Source organism: Thermodesulfovibrio sp. 1176 (assembly GCF_029946585.1).
In the GTDB taxonomy this organism is placed as follows: domain Bacteria; phylum Nitrospirota; class Thermodesulfovibrionia; order Thermodesulfovibrionales; family Thermodesulfovibrionaceae; genus Thermodesulfovibrio.
On record NZ_JARZRZ010000001.1, the window covers coordinates 301,816 to 323,515 of the forward strand.

Genomic DNA, 21,700 nt, shown 5'->3' on the forward strand with positions numbered 1-21,700 from the left:
CTTGACAGAGGATATTTATTCACTTTTTCAAAAACCAAGAAATCAGAGAGATTTTGATGCTATAAGAATAAAACTTGCTTCACCTGAAAAAATACGCGAGTGGTCCTATGGAGAGGTTAAAAAACCTGAAACTATAAATTATAGGACCTTTAAACCCGAACCAGATGGTCTTTTCTGCGCAAGAATTTTTGGTCCTATTAAAGATTGGGAATGCCTTTGTGGAAAGTACAAAAGAATGAAGCACAAGGGAGTTATATGTGATAAATGCGGTGTTGAGGTTATTCAGTCAAAGGTAAGAAGAGAAAGAATGGGACATATTGAGCTTGCTGCTCCAGTAGCTCACATTTGGTTTGTAAGAGGTGTCCCGAGCAAGATGGGATTGTTACTTGATCTTTCAGTAAGACAGCTTGAAAAGGTTATATACTATGAGGACTATATTGTTATTGACCCTGGAGATACTCCATTAAAGGAAAAGGATATTTTAACTGAAGAGGAGTACAAGAAAAAGGTTGCAGAGTACGGACCCAGGTTCAAGGTTGGAATGGGTGCTGAAGCAATAAGAGAGTTATTAAAGAAGATCGACTTAGATAAACTCGCTTTGGAATTAAAAGAAAAAATTGAAACAGCCACATCAAATGGAATAAAAAGAAAACTCACAAAGAGATTGAAAGTTGTTGAGGCTTTTAAGAAATCAGGAAATCGTCCTGAATGGATGATACTTGATATTATTCCTGTTATACCACCAGAGTTAAGGCCCCTTGTTCCTCTTGATGGTGGCAGATTTGCTTCATCAGATCTGAATGATCTTTACAGAAGAGTTATCAACAGAAATAACAGATTAAAAAGATTAATGGAATTAAAAGCACCGAGTGTAATTATCAGAAATGAAAAGAGAATGCTTCAGGAAGCTGTTGATACCCTTTTTGACAACACAAAGCGTTCAAAGGCTTTAAAAGCAGGAAGTCGAAGACCTCTTAAATCTCTCAGTGACATGATTAAGGGTAAACAAGGAAGATTCAGACAGAACCTTCTTGGTAAAAGAGTTGACTATTCAGGTAGATCTGTTATAGTTGTCGGACCAGAATTGAATATGAATCAATGCGGATTACCAAAAATGATGGCTTTGGAGTTATTCAAACCATTTGTGTTTAATAAGCTTGAAGAAAAGGGATATGCTACAACAATTAGACAGGCAAAAAGACTTGTTGAACAGGAAAAGGCAGAAGTATGGGATGCTTTGGAAGAAGTAATTCAAGAACATCCTGTACTTTTAAACAGAGCTCCAACACTTCACAGACTTGGTATTCAAGCCTTTGATCCTGTTTTAGTTGAAGGTAAGGCTATAAAACTGCATCCTCTTGTATGTACTGCCTTTAATGCTGACTTTGATGGTGACCAGATGGCTGTTCATGTTCCTCTTTCCTATGAATCCCAGATAGAAGCAAGAATACTTATGATGTCAGTTGGGAATTTACTTTCTCCAGCCAATGGAAAACCAATAGTTGTTCCAACACAGGATATGGTTTTGGGTATATATTACCTGACTAAGAAAAAAAGTAATGCAAAGGGTGCGGGTAAAATTTTTGCTGATTCTGATGAGGTTATTCTTGCCTATCAGAGTGGAATAGTTGAAAAGCATGCACCTATTAAGGTCAAATTAAATGGAAAATTAGTTGAAACAACTGTTGGAAGAATAATTTTCAGTGAAATTGTTCCAAAAGGTATTCCCTTTGAGATGATAAATAAGGAGTTTACTAAAAAAGAACTTGGTAAATTAATAGAGTATATTCATACAAAATATGGTAAAAGAGAGACAGTTTTATTTTTGAACAAAATAGAAAAATTAGGGTTTGAGACTGCTACACTTTCTGGTATATCTATCTGCATTGATGATATGCATATACCTTCAAAAAAGGCTGAATTAATAAAGGAAGCAGAAGCACAGGTTATGGAAGTACAGAGACAGTATGCAGAGGGTTTGATTACACAAGGTGAAAGATATAATAAAGTTATAGATATTTGGGCTAATGTAACAGAATTAGTTGCCGATGAAATGATGAAAGAACTTGGTGCTGAGGAAGGTAAAGAGTTTACTCCAGAAGAACTCGCTGAAAGACGTTCTTTTAATAGTATATTTATGATGGCTGATTCAGGTGCCCGAGGTAGTATTGCTCAGATAAGACAGCTCGCTGGAATGAGAGGATTAATGGCAAAACCTTCTGGTGAGATTATTGAGACTCCAATTACAGCAAACTTTAGAGAGGGACTAACACCTTTGCAATACTTTATCTCAACACATGGAGCAAGAAAAGGGCTTGCTGACACTGCATTAAAGACTGCTAATGCCGGATATCTTACAAGAAGACTCGTTGATGTTGCTCAGGATATAATTCTTACAGAGATTGACTGTGGAACTAAAGATGGAATATATATTACTGCTTTGATAGAAGGTGGAGAGATAGTAATGCCTCTTGAGGATAGAATTTACGGAAGAACTATTGCTGACGACATTAAAGATCCTTTAACAGGTGAAATTATAGTTAAAAGAAACACTTTGATAGATCAATCTTTGGCTAAAAAGATAGTTGATGCAGGTATAGACAGAGTAAAAATCCGTTCTGTTCTTACATGTAAGTCTAAATATGGAGTTTGTTCTAAGTGTTACGGAATGGACCTTGCAAGAGGAGAGCCTGTTGAAATAGGGGAGGCGATAGGAGTAATTGCAGCACAATCAATCGGTGAACCAGGTACTCAGCTTACAATGAGAACCTTTCACATAGGTGGTGCAGCTACAAAAATAGTTGAGCAGGCTGTTTTGGAAGCAAAAGGTTCAGGTACAATTAAATTTAACAATTTACACTACGTTGAAAGAAAGGATGGCTCCTTAATTGTTCTTAACCGTAATGCACTGATAATAATTGTTGACGCAGCTGGAAGAGAAAGAGAGAAGTATAATCTTGTCTATGGTGCAAAAATTCTTGTTAAAGAAGGTGATCAGGTTGAAGCCGGTCAAAGATTAGCAGAATGGGATGCCTATACTACTCCCATCATTACTGAAATTGGTGGTAAAGTTGCACTCGGAGATCTTGTAGAGGGAGTCACTTTTAAAGAAGAGACAGACCCTACAACAGGTCTTTCCCATAAAATTATAATTGATTATCCAGCTACATACAGGCCAAGAGTAACAATAAAAGATTCAGAAGGAAAAACTGCAAAACTACCTTCTGGTTCACCAGCAAGATATTTACTTCCTGCTGGAGCTATTTTAGTAGTAGATAAGGGTGATAAAGTTGAACCAGGTGATATACTTGCAAAAATTCCAAGAGAGACAATAAAAACAAAGGATATTACAGGAGGTCTTCCAAGGGTTGCAGAACTTTTTGAGGCAAGAAGACCAAAGGAATCAGCTATTGTCAGTGAAATTGATGGAATAATAGAATTAAAAGGTGTGCAGAAAGGTTCAAGAGTTATAGTTGTTAGAGGAGTAGATGAAACCCGAGAATATATTATTCCAAAGGGTAAACATGTTATTGTTCATGACGGAGACTGGGTTAAAGCAGGAGAACCATTAATTGATGGTTCTATTAATCCTCATAGTATTTTAGATATTTTAGGACCCACTGAACTTCAGAGATATTTGGTAGATGAAATTCAGAAGGTTTATAGACTGCAGGGTGTTTCTATTCATGACAAACATATAGAAGTTATAGTTAGACAGATGATGAAAAAGGTTAGAATTGAAGACCCTGGAGATACATCTTTTCTTATAGGAGACGAAGTTGAAAGAAGCCTATTCATTGAAGAAAATGAAAGGGTTGTCTCACAGGGAGGCAAACCTGCTCAGGGTAAACCGTTATTATTAGGTATTACAAAGGCTGCGCTATCAACAGAATCATGGGTATCAGCAGCTTCTTTCCAGGAGACTACCAGAGTTTTAACTGATGCAGCCATAGAGGGTAAAATAGATGATTTAAGAGGACTAAAAGAGAATGTTATAATGGGAAGAATTATCCCTGCAGGAACAGGCTCTCCTCTTTATAAGGATACTCTGATTAAAGGAGAATTCTATAAAATGCAGATAGAACATCCTGTAGAAGAAATAACAGATTGATTTGCTTTCAGGAAAAGAAAATAAAGATAAGTCTATTCCTAAATTTGCTGTAGATGTAATGCTGGGAAGCCTGAGCCGATGGCTCAGGCTTTTTGGTTTTGATACTTTTTACAAAAATAATTTAACTGATAAAGAACTCATTAAGATCTCTCTTCAGGATGAAAGAATATTGTTAACTAAAGACAATGCACTGGCAAAATCAAAAATTCTTAAAAATGTTCTTTTGATTAGTTCCGAAGAATTAGAACTTCAGCTTAAAGAAGTTTTGACATATTTGAGGAAAAATAAAATTGAGATATTGAGTCTTCCTCCAAGATGTCCTGTATGTAATGGAGAGATGAGGACAGTAGAGAGGGAGGAGGTAATTACAGAAGTACCTGATTATATTTCAATGACTATGAACCAATTTTTAAAATGTAAAGCCTGTGGAAAAATTTACTGGCATGGAAGTCATAAAGAAAAAATTGAAGATTTGAAAAAGAAAATACTGAAAGATTTAAAATTTTAAGGATTTCTTATAAATTCTCCGCTTTTTCCTCCAGATTTATAGAGAAGTTTTATTCCTTCTATAATCATTTCTTTATCTACTGCTTTGCACATATCATATATAGTGAGTGCTGTAACTGCTGTTGCAGTCAATGCCTCCATTTCAACGCCTGTTTGGGCTGAAGTCTTTACCTTTGAAATTATTTTAACCTTTGAGTTCTCTATATCAGGTTCAATTTCAATTTCCACCGAAGTTATCGGCAAAGGATGGCAAAGTGGAATCAGATGGGGGGTCATTTTAGCAGCCATTATTCCCGATAAACGGGCAACTTGAAAGACATCTCCTTTTGCAATTTCTTTATTTATAATCATTTTTAAAGTTTCTGGTTTCATTTTGACAAAACCTTCAGTTACAGCTACTCTATTTGTTACATGTTTTTCTGTAACATCAACCATTTTTGCTCTTCCTTTTTCGTCAAAGTGAGTAAACATTTCTTTTCCCTTAAAATATTTTTTTATCGTTCTTGTTCAGTTGGTCTAATCAAAAGTTCACTTACAGAAACATTTGTGGGTTGACAGGCTGCATAATATATTGCTTCTGCTATATCTTCAGGACGTAAAGCATTCATCTGTGATCTGTGTTTTATCCAATCTTCAGGCATATTTTCTCCCCATTCTGTTTTTACAACTCCAGGTTCAATAACAGTCACACGGATATTATGTTTTATTAACTCTTTTCGAATTGATTCTGAAAAACCAATTACAGCCCACTTTGTAGCACAATAAACAGACCATCCCGGAATTCCGACCTTTCCAGCCACTGAAGAAATATTTATAATATGCCCACTTTTCTGCTTTATCATCATTTTTACTGCTAAATGGGTAAGATGAATAAGCCCTGTAAGGTTTAAATCAATAATTTCTTTCCATTCATTATAAGAGCCATTTTCAATATAATTAAAAATTCCCCTTCCAGCATTATTGATAAGTATATCAAGTTTTTGAAAATTATTTCTGAAAATTTCAAAGGCTTTTTCGACTTCTGTAGGTTTAGAAATATCAGCATTTGCAAAAATAACTTTAACTTTATATTGGTTTTGTAATGTTTCAGATATTGCCTTTAATGCTAATTCAGATCTTGATATTAACATTAAATGAGAGCCTTCTTTTGCAAACTTTTTAGCCGTAGCAAGACCTATTCCTTTTGAGGCTCCAGTAATTATTGTTACTTTGTCCTTAATGTCAAACATTTTTCAATTTTTTATTCTTTTTGTCTCTTTTACTTTTTTAATTGATTTATTTTTAGAAACTTTCACTGGCTTCTTTTTCTTAGAAGTCTTCTTTTCCTGATATAAATCCTCCTTTGAAGGAGTAAATTTATCCTTTGGAGGAACTTTAATTTTTGTCCCAGGTTTTAGATTTTTGAAAACTTCGGTTCCATTCATTTCATATAAAACTAAAGCGGATAGTTTCGTTTTTTTAGCAATTTTGTATACCGTATCACCCTTTTGAGTAATGTAAGTGTCATAACTAAATCTTTCTTCAGGAGGTATTTTGTCAAATTTTGCCAAAAAAGTGTCCTTTTTACCAGCAGGAATTCTTATTATATATTCCCTTACATTTATTGGAGTAGCCCATCTTTTTAGTTCAGGATTCAGTTCTTTTATTGTATTTGAATCAGTCTCAGCACATTTAGCAATTATATCAATGTCAGTTGGAGATGGTATTATTACTTCATCATATTCCAGTGGTTCGTGTTCTCTGAGATTTTCAAAACCAAAATTTTCAGGTTGTTTTGCAATTGTTATTGCAGCAATATATTTAGGGACATAATCCTTTGTTTCTCTTGGTAAATATCTTGTTCCCAAAAGATTCCAATAATCATTTTCTCCAATTTTATTTATAGCCCTGGACACTCTTCCCTCACCAGCGTTATATGCTGCAAGAGCTAAAGACCAATCACCAAACATTTTGTAAAGATCTCTTAAATATTTAGCGGCAGCTTCAGTTGATTTAATTGGGTCCTTTCTTTCATCTCGCCACCAGTCTATTACTAATCCGTATCTTCTACCAGTGCTTTCAATAAACTGCCAAGGTCCAACTGCTTTTGCAGGCGAACGGGCATGAACATTAAAACCGCTTTCTATTAATGGTAAGTAAACCAGATCTTCAGGAAGTCCCTTTTCAATTAAAATTTCCTTCATTTTTTCTATATATTTTGTAGAACGAGAAAGCCAGATTGAAAATCTTTCTTTCAGTTTTTCGGAAAATAAATTAATATTCTTTTCGATTAGATTTAAAAAATTTTCTTTTTTTTCAGACAATAATTTGAAGTCATCGCTTCCTGAAAAAATTATTTCTGTTTTATCATCTTGTTTTAATATTTGAGGTGGTTCTTCTGAGTAAGTTACAGAATAAGTTGTAAAAATTAGAAATAAAGAAAAGATTAAGATAAGAGCAAATTTTTTCATCTTTATTTTATAACCTAAAAGACCTTTAATTTTCAAGAGAACGAAAATTCTTCAGTAAATAATTTTTCTGAAATTGCTCGATCAATTAAAAAAGTTGTAGAATTTAAAATTAAAGTATTTCTTAGGAGGAGTCATATGTTAATGTTAGGTGTAAATGTTGATCATGTAGCAACAGTAAGACAGGCAAGAAAAACCTTTGAACCTGACCCAGTAATGGCTGCTACATTGGCAATCCTTGGTGGAGCAGATGGTATTACAATTCACTTAAGAGAGGACAGAAGACACATTCAAGATAGAGATCTAAGATTACTAAGAGAAATAGTACCCTGTGAGCTTAACTTAGAGATGGCTGCCACTGAGGAGATGATAAATATAGCAATTGCTACAAAACCTGATATGGTAACTTTGGTGCCTGAAAAAAGAGAAGAATTAACTACAGAGGGAGGTTTAAATGTAATTGAGATTAAGGATCATCTTAGAGAGGCAATAAAAAAAATTAAAGATGCTGGAATTTTAGTAAGCCTTTTTATAAATCCCTCGAGAAGTGACATAGAATGTTCAAAGGAAATCGGAGCAGATATGGTTGAGATTCATACAGGATATTATTCAGAGACAAAAGGAGAAGCTCAAAAAAGAGAACTTATTAGAATTAAAGATGCTGTCTCTTTTTCATTAAGTCTTGGGCTTAAAACTAATGCTGGACATGGACTTAACTATTACAACGTAAAACCAATTGCCTCAATCAAGGGATTAAGAGCTTTATATATAGGACATAGCATTATATCTCGTGCAGTTTTAGTTGGTATAGAAAGAGCAGTAAGGGAAATGAAAGAACTTATCAAAGAGGCAGAAAGCATTGTTTAATGTAGACTTAGTTTACAGTTCTCTTTCTGATTATCTTTATGAAATAAAGGAACTTATTCAGTTTGAAGCTGAATGGAGATGGATTGTTGCTGAAGTAGCGAAAGTAAACATCGACAGAAATAATCGATGCTGGATTGAGTTGGTTGAAAAGAAAGATGACATAATTGTCGCTCAATCATCGGCAGTTGTATGGGAAAGTAACATTGAGACAGTCTATAACTTTCATATTAAAACCGGATTAGAACTTCAGGCAGGGATGAAAATTTTATTTTATGGTAAAGCCACTTTTCATGAAAGATATGGATTTAGAATTCAAATAAATCAGATTGATCCTTCCTACACTCTTGGAGAAATGGCTTTAAGAAAAAAAGAAATTCTTGAGAGACTTACAAAAGAGGGATTAATTGACAAAAACAAATTACTTCCTATGCCAAAAATTATACAGAGAATAGCTGTTGTATCGAGTCAATCAGCTGCAGGATATGAGGATTTTCTTAAAATACTCAAGGGGAATTCTTCAGGTTATAAATTTCACATACATTTTTTTGATGTTTTTGTTCAGGGTGATTTAGCAGTACCGTCTATTGTAAATGCTTTAAAGAAATGTGCTGAAATTTTTAGTAAATTTGATGCTGTTGTAATTATTAGAGGTGGAGGTGCAGTTGTTGACTTACAGTGTTTTAATGAATATGAGATTGCAAAGGCAATTGCTCTTATGCCAATACCTGTTTTAACAGGGATAGGACATACAAGAGATGAAACTGTAGCAGATTATGTTGCACATCGGAAATTTAAAACTCCCTCCGAGGTTGCCAAATTTATTCTTGATTTAGCAAGATTTTTTGAGGGAGAAATTGAAAATTTAGTTAAATCAATCTATCACAAAGCAGAGATAATATTAAAGGAAGAAAAATCAAAAACAAAAAATTATGAAGAAAAATTAAAAAAATCTGTTGAAAGTCTTTTAAAGGAGATAAATTCACATATTAAACTCTCATTAAATAAATTGGGAACAAAGGTTTTCAGTAAGATTAATGCTGAGAGGGACAAAATTTCTATTGCCAAACATCTATTTCAAAAGAATACAAATCTTTGCATTAAGAAAGAAGCTATCAAAATCAATTCTTCTTATAACAAAATTATTTCAACTACGTCTAAATTTTTTGTAAGGGCAAATTCTGAGTTAAAATCTAATTTCAATACCTTATCCCATAAATCAAAGAGTATTATTTTATTAAATAATATGAAACTCTCAGGATATGATGATAAATTGAGAATTTTAAGCCCTGAAAATACACTCAAAAGAGGTTACAGTATAACCTATTTAAATGGAAAGGTTTTAAAAGATTCAAAAGATGTAACTATTGGAGATAAATTGGAAATTAAACTTTACAAAGGCAAAATATTAAGTGAAGTGCAAAAAAAGGAGGATACAGATGGAGAATCTAAGTTATTCTAAGGCAATTAAAGAAATTGAAGAAATACTAAAATATATAGAATCACAGGAAGTAGATGTAGATATTCTTGTTGAGAAGGTAAAAAGAGCAACAGAGCTAATTCGTTTTTGTAAAAATAAATTAAGAACAGCAGAGGAGGAACTTCACAAAACTTTACATGAACTTGAAGAAATTCCATCTTCAGAGGAAGAGGAGCCCTTTTAATGAGAAATTGGAAAAATAATGTTTTTTTTGTTCTCGTTGAACCAAAGGAAAGCGGAAACATTGGTTCTTCTGCAAGAGCAATAAAAAATATGGGATTCACTAATCTTTGCCTTATTAATCCATCTAATATTACTGAAGAAGCAAGATGGATAGCATGGAGAAGTGAAGATGTTTTAGAAAAAGCACAAATTTTTCAACAATTAGAGGAAGCCTTAAAGGATAAATCCCTTGTGGTGGGCACTACTCGAAGAAGGGGTTCAAAAAGAGGGGCAATATTAGATGTAAGAGATGGTGTAAGGAGAATCTATGAGATAGCACAAGAAAACAAAGTTGCAATTCTTTTTGGTAGAGAGGATAAAGGTTTGTTAAATGAAGAGGTTGAAAAATGCGGATATTTAATAACCATTCCTACAGATGAACTTCAGCCATCTTTAAATTTAAGTCAAGCAGTTTTAATAGTAGCCTACGAACTTATGCGACAAGAAGAAAAAAGGGATTATCACATAGAAAGACAGTTTTATATTTCCCAAGATGAATTAGAGAAACTATACGAAAGACTTCATGTAATCTTAAAAAAAACAGGATACATTCCCGATGACACAGAACTTGAAAGAAGAATAATAAATAATTTTAAACATCTTTTTGGAAGAACAGGGCTTACTTTTTGGGAATTGAAGCTTTTGCATGGATTACTAAGTCATATTGAAGAGGTTTTTTCAAAAAAAGCATAAAATAAAAGACTCTATAATTCCAACTTCATAATTAAAGCATCTTCTTGTGGTAAAAGATAATAATTTTTCCGTAAACTACAAATTTTAAAACCAAATTTTTTATAGAGATTTATAGCCGGTAAATTTGATATTCTAACTTCTAAATAACAAGTTTTTACTATATTTTTTAACTTTTCAAGGATATAAGATACTAAATTAGCTGCAATACCTTGTTTACGAAATGATGATTTTACAGCAATTGAAAGGATTTCAGCTTCATCAAGAATTGATCTTGCTACAATATATCCTGTTATTTCACCATTTACTTCAGCTACAGCTAAAATAGACTGAGGATTGCTTAATTCCTCTAAGAAAGATTTTAAAGACCAGGGGATTGTAAAACTATCTTGGGCTATTGACATTATTTCAAAAAGGTCAGATTCCTGAGCTTCCCTTATTTTTAAATTCATCCAAATTTTATCTCTGCTTCTGATTTTCTTAAATATATAGGTTCAAGTTCTTTTGCAGAAATAAAAAGTCCCTCTTTTAATTTTTCCTGTGCTACTGTAGCTACAATTTCAGGAGAGGGAATTCCGTAAATAGAATTAATAAATATAGCTTTTGTTCCAAATAAAGCCGAGATTTTCTCTTTATAAATAGATACACCATCACCAGTAAATATGGTTTGTTCTTTTATCCATTCAGCAAGTTTGTCAATTGATAATACAGAATCTTTTTTGATTCTTATTAATTTCCCTTCATTCCATTTAAAAAGAGCAGTATATACTTCCTTTTTTCTCGCATCTAATATAGGACATATTGGTTTTTCAACCAATGCTATTCTTCGTGCAATTACTTCGAGGGAAGAAACAGGAATAATGTATTTACCTGTAACATAAGCTAAACCTTTTAGTGTGCTTATTCCAACCCTAAGACCAGTAAAAGAACCAGGACCAACAGTTATGGCATAATAATCAATTGTTTCAAGTGGAATCTTCATAATTTCAAGAATATGAGCAATCTCTGGAAGAAGCTTTTCAGAATGAGAAGCTTTAAACTGCATAATAGATTGGGCAATAAGATTGTCATCATCTAATACTGCTACACCTGCATATTTTGTTGATGTATCAATGCCTAAGATTCGCATTTTTCAATCCTAATAATATATCTTTTGCCATTTATCAAGGGAAGGTCAAATTCTTTTATTTGTACTTTGTATTTTTGTGGTAACTCTTTGAGTTCTTCTTGCAGTTTCAAGGATTTACTTATTAAAAAATATCCGTTTTCTTTAAGTAAATGCTTACACTTTTCGATGAATTCTTTCATACTCCATAGAGCTCTTGAGACAACAATGTCAAATTTTTTTTCAACTTCTTCAGCTTTCATTTGATAAACTTCAATATTAGGAAGTTCGAGTTTTCTTTTTATATTTTTCAAAAAAACACATTTTTTCCATGAAGGTTCAATTAATAAAATTTTCAAATCTTCTCTTACAATCGCTATAGGTACACCAGGAAAACCTGCACCACTTCCTATATCTGCGATGTTTAATGATTTTTCAGGAATAAAAGAAAGATACAGGAGTGAGTCTAAAAAATGCTTGACTATTATTTCTTTTTCATCTTCAATTGAGGTGAGATTGTAAGTTTTATTCCATTTTTTAAGTTCAGTAAGATAGATTAGAAATTTATCGTAAACTGCCTCATTAGAAAGCTTTAAATGTAATTTCATAAAATCTTTTAAATCACTCATTGTTTACTTCTTACTTACATTGCCTTTCTGTATAGCTACCATTAGTATAGATATTGCTGCTGGAGTAACCCCAGGAATTCTCATTGCCTGACCTATGGTTCTTGGTCTAATTTCATCAAGCTTTTGTATCACTTCTTTTGAAAGACCTGGGAGATTAAAATCAAAATCTTGGGGAATAATTTTTTCTTCAAACTGCCTCATTCTTTCAACCTGCTCTAATTGTTTCTGAATATAACCTTCATATTTGATATGAATTTCAACAAGTTCTTCTATTTCTTTTGTGAGAGATTCCTCTGAAGGTGAAAATCTTTTAATAAATTCATAGTTAATTTCAGGTCTTTTAAGAATTTTATCAAGAAATATGGCTTCTTCAATAGGTGTTGTTCCAGCTTCTTTTAAGGCTTCATTGAGTTCCTCTGAAGGTTTTATAATTGTCGTCTTTAATCTTTTGATCTCCCTTTCAAGAGCATCCCTTTTTTTTATGAATTTTTCATAGGTCTTTTCGTCAACGAGTCCAACACGATATCCATAATCTCTAAGCCTTAAATCAGCATTGTCATGTCTTAAAAGAAGTCTAAACTCTGCACGGGATGTAAACATTCTGTAAGGTTCTTGAGTTCCCTTTGTTACAAGATCATCAATCAAAACTCCTATGTAGGCTTCATCCCTGCCAAGAATAAGAGGTGGTTGTCCTTTTATTTTTAGAGCTGCATTAATTCCTGCGATTAATCCCTGCGCAGCTGCTTCTTCATATCCACTTGTTCCGTTTATCTGTCCTGCAAGATAAAGCCCTTCAATTGCCTTGGTCTCCAGTGTATGTTTAATCTGAGTAGGATAAACAAAATCATATTCAATAGCATATCCAGGCCTCATTATTTCAGCATTTTCCAGTCCTGGAATAGTTCTTACAAAGGCAACCTGAACATCATAAGGCAATGATGTGGATATTCCATTAGCATAGTATTCCTTTCTACTTAATCCCTCTGGTTCAAGAAATACTTGATGCCTTGGTTTTTCCCTGAATTTTACAACTTTGTCCTCAATAGAAGGGCAGTAACGGGGACCAATTCCTTTAATTTTTCCACTATAAAGAGGCGAACGATCAAGGTTATTGAGTATAATTTCGTGAGTTTTTTCATTTGTATATGTTATGTAACAGGGAACCTGAGGATTTGTAATCTCCTCTGTTGAGTATGAAAATGCAGGAGGGGGAAAATCACCCCACTGTTCTTCAGTTTTTGAAAAATCAATTGTTTTTGCATCAATTCTTGGTGGAGTTCCTGTTTTAAGTCTTCCCATCTTTAAACCAAGTTTCTGAAGACAGTAAGAAAGCTTTTTTGAAGGAAATTCGCCTGCTCTTCCTGCCTCAAAGGAATTAAGTCCGATGTGAATTAACCCATTAAGAAATGTTCCTGGGGTAATTATGACAGCTTTTGCTTCATAGAAAACACCCAAAGAGGTAATTATTCCTTTAACTTTCCCATTTTCAACAACTATTTCTTCAACCATTGCCTGTTTTATTGTAAGATTGTCTTGCATCTCAAGAAGTTTCCTCATTGAAACATTGTAAAGAATTCTGTCAGCCTGAGCACGAAGGGACCATACAGCAGGACCCTTTGAACGATTAAGCATTCTGAACTGTATTCCAGCCATATCAGTAACACGAGCCATAATTCCACCGAGTGCATCAATTTCTCTTACAAGATGACCCTTTGCAAGTCCTCCAATTGCAGGATTACAGCTTAGCTGAGCAATTGTGTCAAGATAAATTGTAAAAAGGGCGGTGCTTAGTCCCATTTTTGCACAGGCAGCTGCTGCTTCGCAACCTGCATGTCCTGCTCCAACAACAATTATTTCAAAATCTTTTTCTTTATACATATTTTTTTCTTTATTCATAGTTGCTTTTTTTTTATATTTTATTATAATAGATATTATGAGTTTTCCTGTATTTAAACATACAATTTCGAGATTTAGAGAGCTTTTAAAGGAAGATGGTGAAAAGATTTCCTATCTCATAAAGTATGACCCTATAATTGCATATCTTATATTTCATGAAGTAAATAAACCCTCTGGCAAAATAGAAATAACAAATTTCTCACAGATGGTTAATTATTTAGGTCTCAGTAAAATTGAACAAATCATTCTTGAGAGAGACCTTTTTCTTGAAGAAGAAGATTTATTTTTCTGGGTATATGGAATTTTAAGTGCAGAAATTTCTTCTTTAATATCTGAAAAGTTTTCCCATATTCATCGAGATGAAGCTTTTTTTGCAGGACTTTTACCTTGTCTTGGTTTAATTTTCATGATGAATGAATTCCCCGCATACAGAAGAATCATTAATTTTTTGATAAAACTTCCTCTTGAAGACAGAGTTTATCTTGAACAATCTGTTTTTGGAACAAATAATATAGAGGCTCTCAGGAGAAATATTCTTTCTAAACCCTTTAGAGAAGTTGTAAATATGCTTAATAAAATATTTCCTCAAGATGGACAAAAAAATATAAAAACTTATGTGCCTCAGAGAGGTACAATCTTACAGAGTATTTACGATTTAGCATTGCTGTCAGATTTGTCTGCCTATGGTGCACAGGCTTTAATGTTTCCGTCCGTTGTTGATAATCGTGAATTGTTCCTTGAACTTTCAAAAAGATATTTTCGTATAAAAGAGTCCGATTCAACGGAAATTTTACAGAATGCTATGGATAGATTTCTTTTAATTGCAAAAGATTTTGATGTACTTGAAGAAGTTCGATTTTCAACAGAGACGTTTTACAAGCTTAAAAAATTTAAGTTTGAAACAAAAAATCCTATTTTTTCTAATATGCTTAAAAATTTATTTGAAGAAAATTCAAAAGACAGAAATATCTTTATTTACGGAGAAGGAGCAGTAGGCAAGAGACTTCTTGCTGCAGCTCTTCATACAGCCGATGATAATCCTCGAAGAGAAAAACCCTTTGTTATGATTTTTTGTGATATAGAAGAGGAAACTCTTGAAGAGGAATTTTTTGGAGTAAAGGAAGGATATCTTGGTAAAAAGGGAAAGAAAGGAGTTTTACAAAACGCTCGTGAAGGGACCTTAGTAATAAAAGAATTTGATAGTATGCCAAAAAGTTTTCAAGATAAATTTGAAAAAGCGATTAAAAATAGAAAATATTATAGGGTAGGAGATATTAATCCCATTGATTTTCCTGATATAAAGTTTATTCTTGTAGGTAAAGAAGATATAAGAATAAAAGTAGCAATGGGTGAATTTTCAAGTTCACTTGTTAAACTTCTTGATCCTTTTTTCTTCAGAATACTTCCGTTAAGAGAAAGAAGAGAAGATGTTTTTTACATTGCAGGAGAAATCGTTAAAAAGTATAACTTAAATATTGAAGACAAACTCACTCAAACAGAGGTTGTAGAAAAGTTAAAAACCGATCCATTTCCTAATAATCTTAGGGATTTGAAAAGATTTTTATTTCTTCTTTACATTCAAAGGCTTCTTAAATCTTAGATACTCTATGCCTCCAACAGTAGAAGCAAAAGCCTGAGAAAGAAACCATAATAAAGATACTGCTACAACCTGAGGCTCACCAAAGGATTTTCCAAAAAATAAAATAAAACACCATTCTCTAACTCCAATGCCTGATACTGATATTGGTAGCATAGAAATTAATATTATAATTGGCAAAAATACGCATAATTCAAAAAAAGATATGGAAATTTTAAATCCATAGAAAATAACATAAACTGAAATAATCACAATAAATTGAACAATTAATGAATAAAAAAATCCCTTCAGAATTTGTTTTTTGGTATAACTAAAAATGTAATCTTTAAATTCCTGAAAAAATTTAATTTTTGAAATTAGCATTAGACAAACCGTGCCAACAAAAAATCCAAAAAAACTTACTGGAACAATCCATAAAAAAATCTGCTTTGGAATCTTATTATAAAATAAGATAAAGAATATAAGACTGATTAACAACAACGCAAAAAGTCCTGTATATCTTTCCATAAAAACAGAAGCTATAGCTTTTTTAATTCCAGTTTTTTCTTTAATCATTAAAATTTTTACAACATCTCCTCCAATTATTCCAGGCAAAATATTATTAAAAAATGAACCAATTAAATAAAGGGAAAAGAGTGTTGAAATTTTTAAATCTTTCTCCTGAAGAAAAATTTTCCATCGTAGTGTTGATATGTATGAGGAAAGAATATATAAAAGAGAGGCAAACAAAAAAACAAAGGGATTGATTAAAACAAAAACATTTAAAAACTGCGTAATTTCTATTTTTTTAAAAAGATATAAAACCAGTAAGGCAGTTACAGTAAAACGAATAAAAAAATTAATATATTTTTTCAATCTCCTGGTCCCAGAATTTTCTTTAAAATATAGATGGGTTTTTTCTGGGTTTCATGATAAACCCTTACGATCATTTCGCCAAGAAGTCCCATTCCAATAAAATTAAGACCTATCAAAACAGAAAAAAATCCACCAAGCAAAAGAGGTCTTCCGCCAATTGAAATGCCCTTGAAGATTTTAAGAAAAACAAGATATCCCACAATAACTGTACCAAAAAACATAAATAAAACTCCGATTGGTCCAAAAAATTGAATAGGCTTTGTTGAAAAGCTATGTAGAAATTTAACAGTAACAAGGTCCAAAAGCACTTTAATTGTTCTTCCAATTCCGTATTTCGATTTTCCTTTGTATCTTGGATGATGTTTTACTTCAATCTCTTTTATTTTAACTCCATACCAGCTTGCAAGGGCTGGAATAAACCTGTGCATTTCTCCATAAAGTTTTAGATTTTTAATAACTTCTCTACGATATGCCTTAAGGGAGCATCCATAATCATGAATTCTTACTCCTGTAACTTTTCCAATAAGCCAATTTGCGATCATGGATGGAAGTCTTCTACTTAAAAAGGGATCTTTTCTTTTTTTCCTCCAGCCACTTACTAAGTCAGCATCCTTTATTGCTTCAAGAAATTTTGGAATATCCTCAGGATCATTTTGCAAATCTCCATCCATAGTAATTACCACATCTCCACGGGCAAAATCAAAGCCTGCTGCAAAGGCTGCTGTCTGTCCGAAATTTCTACGAAAACTTAAAACAACAACATGGGGATCTTTTCGCTGAATTTCTTCAAGATATTTCAATGTATTGTCAGTACTTCCGTCATCAACATAGATAATTTCGTAATCAATTGGTAATTTACTTAAAGTTTCTGTAAGTTTTTTCTGAAGTTCTCTTATATTTTCTTCTTCATTGTAAAGAGGAATTACTACTGATAAATCCATCCTTCCTCCTTAATAACTTTCTGGTCTTGGTAATTTCATACCTTTAAAATTATAGCATTTAAAAATCGTATAATCTCTAATTTTAACTTCTTTTATATAAACTGTAAAACTCTCTGGAATACATTTTTCAAAAGCATTAAGAACTTCTATCTGAGGATTCTCTTTTATTCCGTAAACAACATAAATACCATGAACTGGCTTGTCTGTCATTTTAACTCTTTCTTCTGTGCTTCCGAGTAAGGTTTTATCATTCTGATTTACTCTTTTTTTGTCATTTTGCTCTCTCTTTATGTCATTCTGAGGCACAAAGTGCCGAAGAATCTCCTCATTTTTCAATTCATCATTTATTGATTCCCATAAATCGTACTGATTCATTCTTCTTCCGATAGGAATGCAATATACGCGGGATTTTCCTTGTACATAAAAAGCAAGCTCACTTGAAATCTGATATCTGTCAGAAAAGATAATAACTTTACCCTCTTTTTCAAGTGATTTTTTTATCTCTGATACTTTTAATCCCAGTTCATTCCATCCTTTGAGCCTTGCTGAAGGGTCTATTTTTGAAGGAAGATTTAGATAAGGCAGGGAGTAGTTTATAAAAGTAAAAATTGTTGCAACGATAATTGCTATATATGTGATTTTTTTTAAAATTTTTCTTTCATAAGCATAGGCAATTGCTATTACAAAAGCAATATAAGTTGGCATTGCCCAGTTTGCCTGAACCTTACCTTGAAGACTTTTTAAGAAAAAAAATACAAAAACAGGCATTGAAAAGGAAATAAGAAACCATCTTATATTTATTATTCTGCCATTCTTATCCCTCTTTATGTCATTCTGAGGCACAAAGTGCCGAAGAATCTTTTCCTTAATAATTAAGTACAATCCAAGAACAAAAACCAACGGAGTTACAACAATAAGTTGGCTTCCTATAAACTCTGCAAAATATTTTAAAGAGATTTTGAATCCTTCATAGAGATGTGCCTGACCAGCAGTATGTTTAAGGGTTACCCAATTATGCTGAAAATTCCATATTATCACAGGAGAAAAAACAACCAGAGAAATAAAAAGACATAAATATAAGTATGAATTTTTGAAATAATCTTTTTCTTTTAGCAAATAAAGAAGCATGCATACATAAAAAAAAGCCATTGTATATTTTGTAAGAAGCCCAAATCCTATTGTGAACCCGAGAATCACCCAGTAAATTTTTCTCTTTTCTAAGGCAAGCAAAAAAAGATACATTGAGACAAGCCAGAATAAAATAAAGGGACTATCAATTGTAAATAGGACTCCAAAGGTTGAAAAAAGAGGAATTAATTGAAAGAAAATACCACTTAAATAACCAGTTTTTTCATCAAAAAGTTTTTTTGCAATTTTATAGATGAAGATACTACTTAAAAAGGAGCATACAACCGCAAGAATTCTTACTCCAAAGGGATTATCTCCAAAAATCCATGTTGAAAGGGCGATTAAATAGGCAATCATTGGACCTTTGGAGTAGTAGCTTAAATCAAGCCTTCTTGACCATTCCCAGTAATGGGCTTCATCGGGGCTTAGGTCAACTGGTCCATGAAGAATAAAATAGATTCTAAAAAGACTTATAACTACAAGAAAAAAGTAGAAAAATCCTTTAATATTCTTAATCGAAAAAGTTGTTTTAAAAACAGTGAAACCAATAATAATTCCTAAGAAAGCACCACCAACCACGTCATTAGGCCAATGCAGACCTAAATAAATTCTTGAAAAGCATATAAGTAGAGCCACTGAAAAAATATAAATTGGAATCAATCTTGAAAGAGCCATCCCTTTCCAAAAAAGTATTAAAATAGTTGCTACTGCCATGGAATTTGTAGCATGATTCGAAGGAAAGCTGTATGAGTTTGTGCATCCTACAACTTCTCTGAAATACTCTGTATGACAGGGTCTAATTCTTTGAGCAATATTTTTTATTTCAAGGGAAAACCAATCAGAAAGAAAAACTCCTAAAATTATAGCAAAGGTTAAACAGACAATTCCTCTGTAATTTTTTGTTTTTAAATTTTTAAAAATTATCCATAAAAAAACAGGAAGCCATAAAAGATACCCCCTTTGTGTAAAAAATACCATCAAAGTGTCTAAAAAAGCACTTGATAGAGTTTTATGAAAAAACAATAAAATTTCTCTTTCCATGTTTGATTTGAAATTATAACATGTTATAATTTCATTATGCCTGTTTACGTTAAAGACAGTGAAAAATGTGTTGGATGTTTAATCTGTATTTTTGCCTGTGGAAGGGCTCATCAAGCAGTTGGACTTGAAAGTTCCTGTATAAAAGTAAGGTCTCAAGGTGGAATATCAAGAGGTTTTTCAGTTTGGGTATGTCGTGGTTGCGAAGACCCACCCTGTGCTCGTGCCTGTCCAGAAGATGCTCTTTTAGTAAGAAAAAATGGTGGAGTCCTTTTAAATGAATCTAAATGCACAGGTTGTGGATATTGTATTAAAGCCTGTGTTCTTGATGCAATTGGATGGAATAGTTTAACAAATAAACCAGTTATATGCATTCAATGTGGAGAATGTGCAAAAAATTGTCCATACAAGGTAATGGAGTTTAAAAGGAAATGATAAAGACAGATCCTTTAAAAAGAATACTTTATATTGATTTGACAAAAAAGAAATTCTGGGTAGAAGAGCGCCCCGATTTATTTGAAAAATTTCTTGGTGGTACAGGAGTTGCAATAGCCCTTTTACAAGAAAATTGTTCTTCTGATACAGATCCATTTTCTCCTGAAAATCCCATAATTTTTGCTGTTGGTCCATTAAATGGGCTTTTTCCTATAGCATCAAAAACCGTTGCGATGTTTAAGTCTCCTCATACAGGAAATCTTGGAGAATCCCATGCAGGAGGTAGAAGTGCCATTGCAATAAGAATGGCAGGATATGGAGCAATTGTTATAAAGGGAAAAAGTGAACGACCCTGTTACATTTCAATTCATGGTGATAAAGTGTTTTTCAGAGATGCTACAACGCTTTGGGGATTAGAGGAGTCAGCAGGAAGAATAATCAGAACCCGTGAACCTGGGGCTGGATTAAGAACTATAATGAGAATCGGTCCTGCAGGAGAAAAACTTGTAAGTTTTGCCTGTGTAACTTTGGAAACTTACAGACATTTTGGAAGATTGGGGCTTGGAACAGTTTTTGGAAGTAAAAATCTTAAGGCACTGCTTGTATCAGGGAAAAGAGACCTCTCAGTAACTGATTTTAAAGAATATAAAAACCTTTATTCCTTACTTCTTAGAGAGCTTTCAGAATCTGAAAAGATGAAAAAATATCATGAACTTGGTACACCTGCAAATGTCCTGCCTCTTAGTTTTTCAAAGGGAATTCCAATAAAAAATTTGCGTACTAATGAACTTTTAGGTATTGAAAATATCTCAGGTGAGGTTTTTGCTCAAAAACATCTCGGAAGAAGAGTTGCCTGCTGTCACTGCCCAGTTGCTTGCATTCATTTAGCAGCCCTCAGAAAACCCTATGAAGATGAACCCTATTTTTACAGAACTGTTTATCTTTCCTATGATTATGAACTTATTTATGCTCTTGGCTCTATGCTTGGAATCACATCTTCAGAGGACATTTTAAAATTAATTGAAGTTGTTGAAGATATGGGACTTGATGCAATCTCAACAGGAGTAGTACTTGCATGGGTTACAGAGGCTTTTGAAAAAGGCATAATAAGTGAAAAACAAACAGAAGGAATTATCCCAGAATGGGGAAATTTAAATGCCTATGTTGAAATAGTAAGAAAAATTGTGTATGGAGAGAGCGAGTTTTACAAAGATATTGCCAGAGGAGTTGATCATGCTTCTTCAAAATATGGAGGGAAAGATTTTGCATTAACTTATGGCAAAAATGAAATGCCTGGATACCACACAGGTTATGGTGCTCATATTGGATATCTTTTTGGTGCAAGACATAGTCACCTTGACTCTGCAGGATATGCCATTGATAAAGAGGCTATGACAAAACATTTCACAGCAGAACAAATTGTTGAAAAAATTCTCAATGAAGAACAGTGGAGACAGATTCTTTCAAGTCTTGTAATATGCTTTTTTGGAAGAGAAATTTATACTCCAGAAATAGTTCTTAAAAGTTTAAAACTTGCAGGTTATGAATTAGATGAGAGTAATTTAAGAAAAATTGCTCAAGATATATACGCTGAAAAGTATCGTTTTAAAATTAAATCTGGTTTTAACTTTGATAGTCTTAATCTACCAAGAAGAGTCTTTGAACTTCCCTCAAGTAATGGTCAGATAAACGAGGATTTTGCAAGAAGATGCATTGAAATATTAAAGATTAAAATTAGAGATTTACTATGAATCT

General features: G+C 32.9%; 19 protein-coding genes. 9 read left to right on the plus strand and 10 right to left on the minus strand.

What is annotated here, in order from left to right; translation table 11 throughout:
* Position 1 precedes the first annotated feature (1 nt).
* Positions 2-4,111 carry a DNA-directed RNA polymerase subunit beta' gene (rpoC, locus tag QI155_RS01650; protein WP_281320975.1) on the plus strand — a complete coding sequence of 1,370 codons (4,110 nt, stop codon included), beginning with the start codon at positions 2-4 and terminating at the stop codon, positions 4,109-4,111.
* 1 nt (position 4,112) lies between these two features.
* Positions 4,113-4,619: a Mut7-C RNAse domain-containing protein gene (locus QI155_RS01655; RefSeq protein WP_281320976.1), complete on the plus strand. Its 507-nt coding sequence runs from the start codon at positions 4,113-4,115 to the stop codon at positions 4,617-4,619.
* On the opposite strand, the gene moaC is transcribed toward QI155_RS01655, so the two are convergent.
* The 3 genes from moaC to QI155_RS01670 are packed head-to-tail and all read right to left on the minus strand — an operon-like array spanning position 4,616 to position 7,068.
* Positions 4,616-5,089 (minus strand): cyclic pyranopterin monophosphate synthase MoaC, encoded by a 474-nt coding sequence (gene moaC, locus QI155_RS01660; protein ID WP_281320977.1) that lies wholly within the window; start codon positions 5,087-5,089, stop codon positions 4,616-4,618. The genes QI155_RS01655 and moaC overlap by 4 nt on opposite strands.
* Before the next feature lie 23 nt (positions 5,090-5,112).
* Positions 5,113-5,847, minus strand: a complete 735-nt coding sequence (locus tag QI155_RS01665; RefSeq protein WP_068861115.1) for an SDR family oxidoreductase — start codon at positions 5,845-5,847, stop codon at positions 5,113-5,115.
* Positions 5,848-5,850: 3 nt separating this feature from the next.
* Entirely contained in the window at positions 5,851-7,068 is a 1,218-nt protein-coding gene (locus QI155_RS01670) for a lytic transglycosylase domain-containing protein (RefSeq protein WP_143600788.1), read from the minus strand.
* A gap of 135 nt (positions 7,069-7,203) precedes the next feature.
* Between QI155_RS01670 and QI155_RS01675 the strand changes: the two genes are divergently transcribed.
* The 4 genes from QI155_RS01675 to QI155_RS01690 are packed head-to-tail and all read left to right on the plus strand — an operon-like array spanning position 7,204 to position 10,324.
* Positions 7,204-7,932 carry a pyridoxine 5'-phosphate synthase gene (locus QI155_RS01675; protein WP_068861113.1) on the plus strand — a complete coding sequence of 243 codons (729 nt, stop codon included), beginning with the start codon at positions 7,204-7,206 and terminating at the stop codon, positions 7,930-7,932.
* Complete coding sequence (xseA, locus tag QI155_RS01680) at positions 7,925-9,391, plus strand: exodeoxyribonuclease VII large subunit (RefSeq protein ID WP_068861112.1); 1,467 nt, start codon at positions 7,925-7,927, stop codon at positions 9,389-9,391. The genes QI155_RS01675 and xseA overlap by 8 nt, the downstream gene beginning before the upstream one ends.
* Positions 9,369-9,593 carry an exodeoxyribonuclease VII small subunit gene (xseB, locus tag QI155_RS01685; RefSeq protein WP_068861111.1) on the plus strand — a complete coding sequence of 75 codons (225 nt, stop codon included), beginning with the start codon at positions 9,369-9,371 and terminating at the stop codon, positions 9,591-9,593. Before xseA ends, xseB begins: the two co-directional genes overlap by 23 nt.
* Positions 9,593-10,324 carry an RNA methyltransferase gene (locus tag QI155_RS01690; protein ID WP_068861110.1) on the plus strand — a complete coding sequence of 244 codons (732 nt, stop codon included), beginning with the start codon at positions 9,593-9,595 and terminating at the stop codon, positions 10,322-10,324. The genes xseB and QI155_RS01690 overlap by 1 nt, the downstream gene beginning before the upstream one ends.
* Before the next feature lie 11 nt (positions 10,325-10,335).
* On the opposite strand, the gene rimI is transcribed toward QI155_RS01690, so the two are convergent.
* Genes rimI through mnmG form a run of 4 tightly spaced genes read right to left on the minus strand, consistent with a single transcriptional unit; the run spans position 10,336 to position 13,933 of the window.
* On the minus strand, positions 10,336-10,773 hold the full coding sequence (gene rimI / locus QI155_RS01695) for a ribosomal protein S18-alanine N-acetyltransferase (RefSeq protein ID WP_068861109.1): 438 nt from the start codon (positions 10,771-10,773) through the stop codon (positions 10,336-10,338).
* Entirely contained in the window at positions 10,770-11,450 is a 681-nt protein-coding gene (tsaB, locus tag QI155_RS01700) for a tRNA (adenosine(37)-N6)-threonylcarbamoyltransferase complex dimerization subunit type 1 TsaB (RefSeq protein WP_068861108.1), read from the minus strand. The genes rimI and tsaB overlap by 4 nt, the downstream gene beginning before the upstream one ends.
* Positions 11,438-12,055 carry a 16S rRNA (guanine(527)-N(7))-methyltransferase RsmG gene (gene rsmG / locus QI155_RS01705; RefSeq protein ID WP_068861107.1) on the minus strand — a complete coding sequence of 206 codons (618 nt, stop codon included), beginning with the start codon at positions 12,053-12,055 and terminating at the stop codon, positions 11,438-11,440. Before rsmG ends, tsaB begins: the two co-directional genes overlap by 13 nt.
* Positions 12,056-12,058: 3 nt before the next feature.
* Positions 12,059-13,933: a tRNA uridine-5-carboxymethylaminomethyl(34) synthesis enzyme MnmG gene (mnmG, locus tag QI155_RS01710; protein ID WP_083200132.1), complete on the minus strand. Its 1,875-nt coding sequence runs from the start codon at positions 13,931-13,933 to the stop codon at positions 12,059-12,061.
* 55 nt (positions 13,934-13,988) lie between these two features.
* Between mnmG and QI155_RS01715 the strand changes: the two genes are divergently transcribed.
* Positions 13,989-15,551 (plus strand): sigma 54-interacting transcriptional regulator, encoded by a 1,563-nt coding sequence (locus QI155_RS01715; RefSeq protein WP_143600786.1) that lies wholly within the window; start codon positions 13,989-13,991, stop codon positions 15,549-15,551.
* Here QI155_RS01715 and QI155_RS01720 read toward each other — a convergent pair.
* The 3 genes from QI155_RS01720 to QI155_RS01730 are packed head-to-tail and all read right to left on the minus strand — an operon-like array spanning position 15,513 to position 19,450.
* Positions 15,513-16,403, minus strand: a complete 891-nt coding sequence (locus QI155_RS01720) for a lysylphosphatidylglycerol synthase transmembrane domain-containing protein (protein ID WP_281320979.1) — start codon at positions 16,401-16,403, stop codon at positions 15,513-15,515. The two genes, QI155_RS01715 and QI155_RS01720, sit on opposite strands and share 39 nt — an antisense overlap.
* Positions 16,400-17,344: a glycosyltransferase family 2 protein gene (locus QI155_RS01725; RefSeq protein ID WP_281320980.1), complete on the minus strand. Its 945-nt coding sequence runs from the start codon at positions 17,342-17,344 to the stop codon at positions 16,400-16,402. The genes QI155_RS01720 and QI155_RS01725 overlap by 4 nt, the downstream gene beginning before the upstream one ends.
* Positions 17,345-17,353: 9 nt before the next feature.
* Positions 17,354-19,450: a glycosyltransferase family 39 protein gene (locus QI155_RS01730; protein ID WP_281320981.1), complete on the minus strand. Its 2,097-nt coding sequence runs from the start codon at positions 19,448-19,450 to the stop codon at positions 17,354-17,356.
* A gap of 99 nt (positions 19,451-19,549) precedes the next feature.
* Between QI155_RS01730 and QI155_RS01735 the strand changes: the two genes are divergently transcribed.
* Together QI155_RS01735 and QI155_RS01740 are read left to right on the plus strand one after the other, a co-directional pair.
* Positions 19,550-19,945, plus strand: coding sequence for a 4Fe-4S binding protein (locus QI155_RS01735; RefSeq protein ID WP_068861552.1), 396 nt, complete (start codon positions 19,550-19,552; stop codon positions 19,943-19,945).
* The gene (locus QI155_RS01740) at positions 19,942-21,696 is read left to right on the plus strand and encodes an aldehyde ferredoxin oxidoreductase family protein (protein WP_068861553.1); all 1,755 of its coding nucleotides are present in this window, start codon (positions 19,942-19,944) and stop codon (positions 21,694-21,696) included. Before QI155_RS01735 ends, QI155_RS01740 begins: the two co-directional genes overlap by 4 nt.
* Positions 21,697-21,700 lie beyond the last annotated feature (4 nt).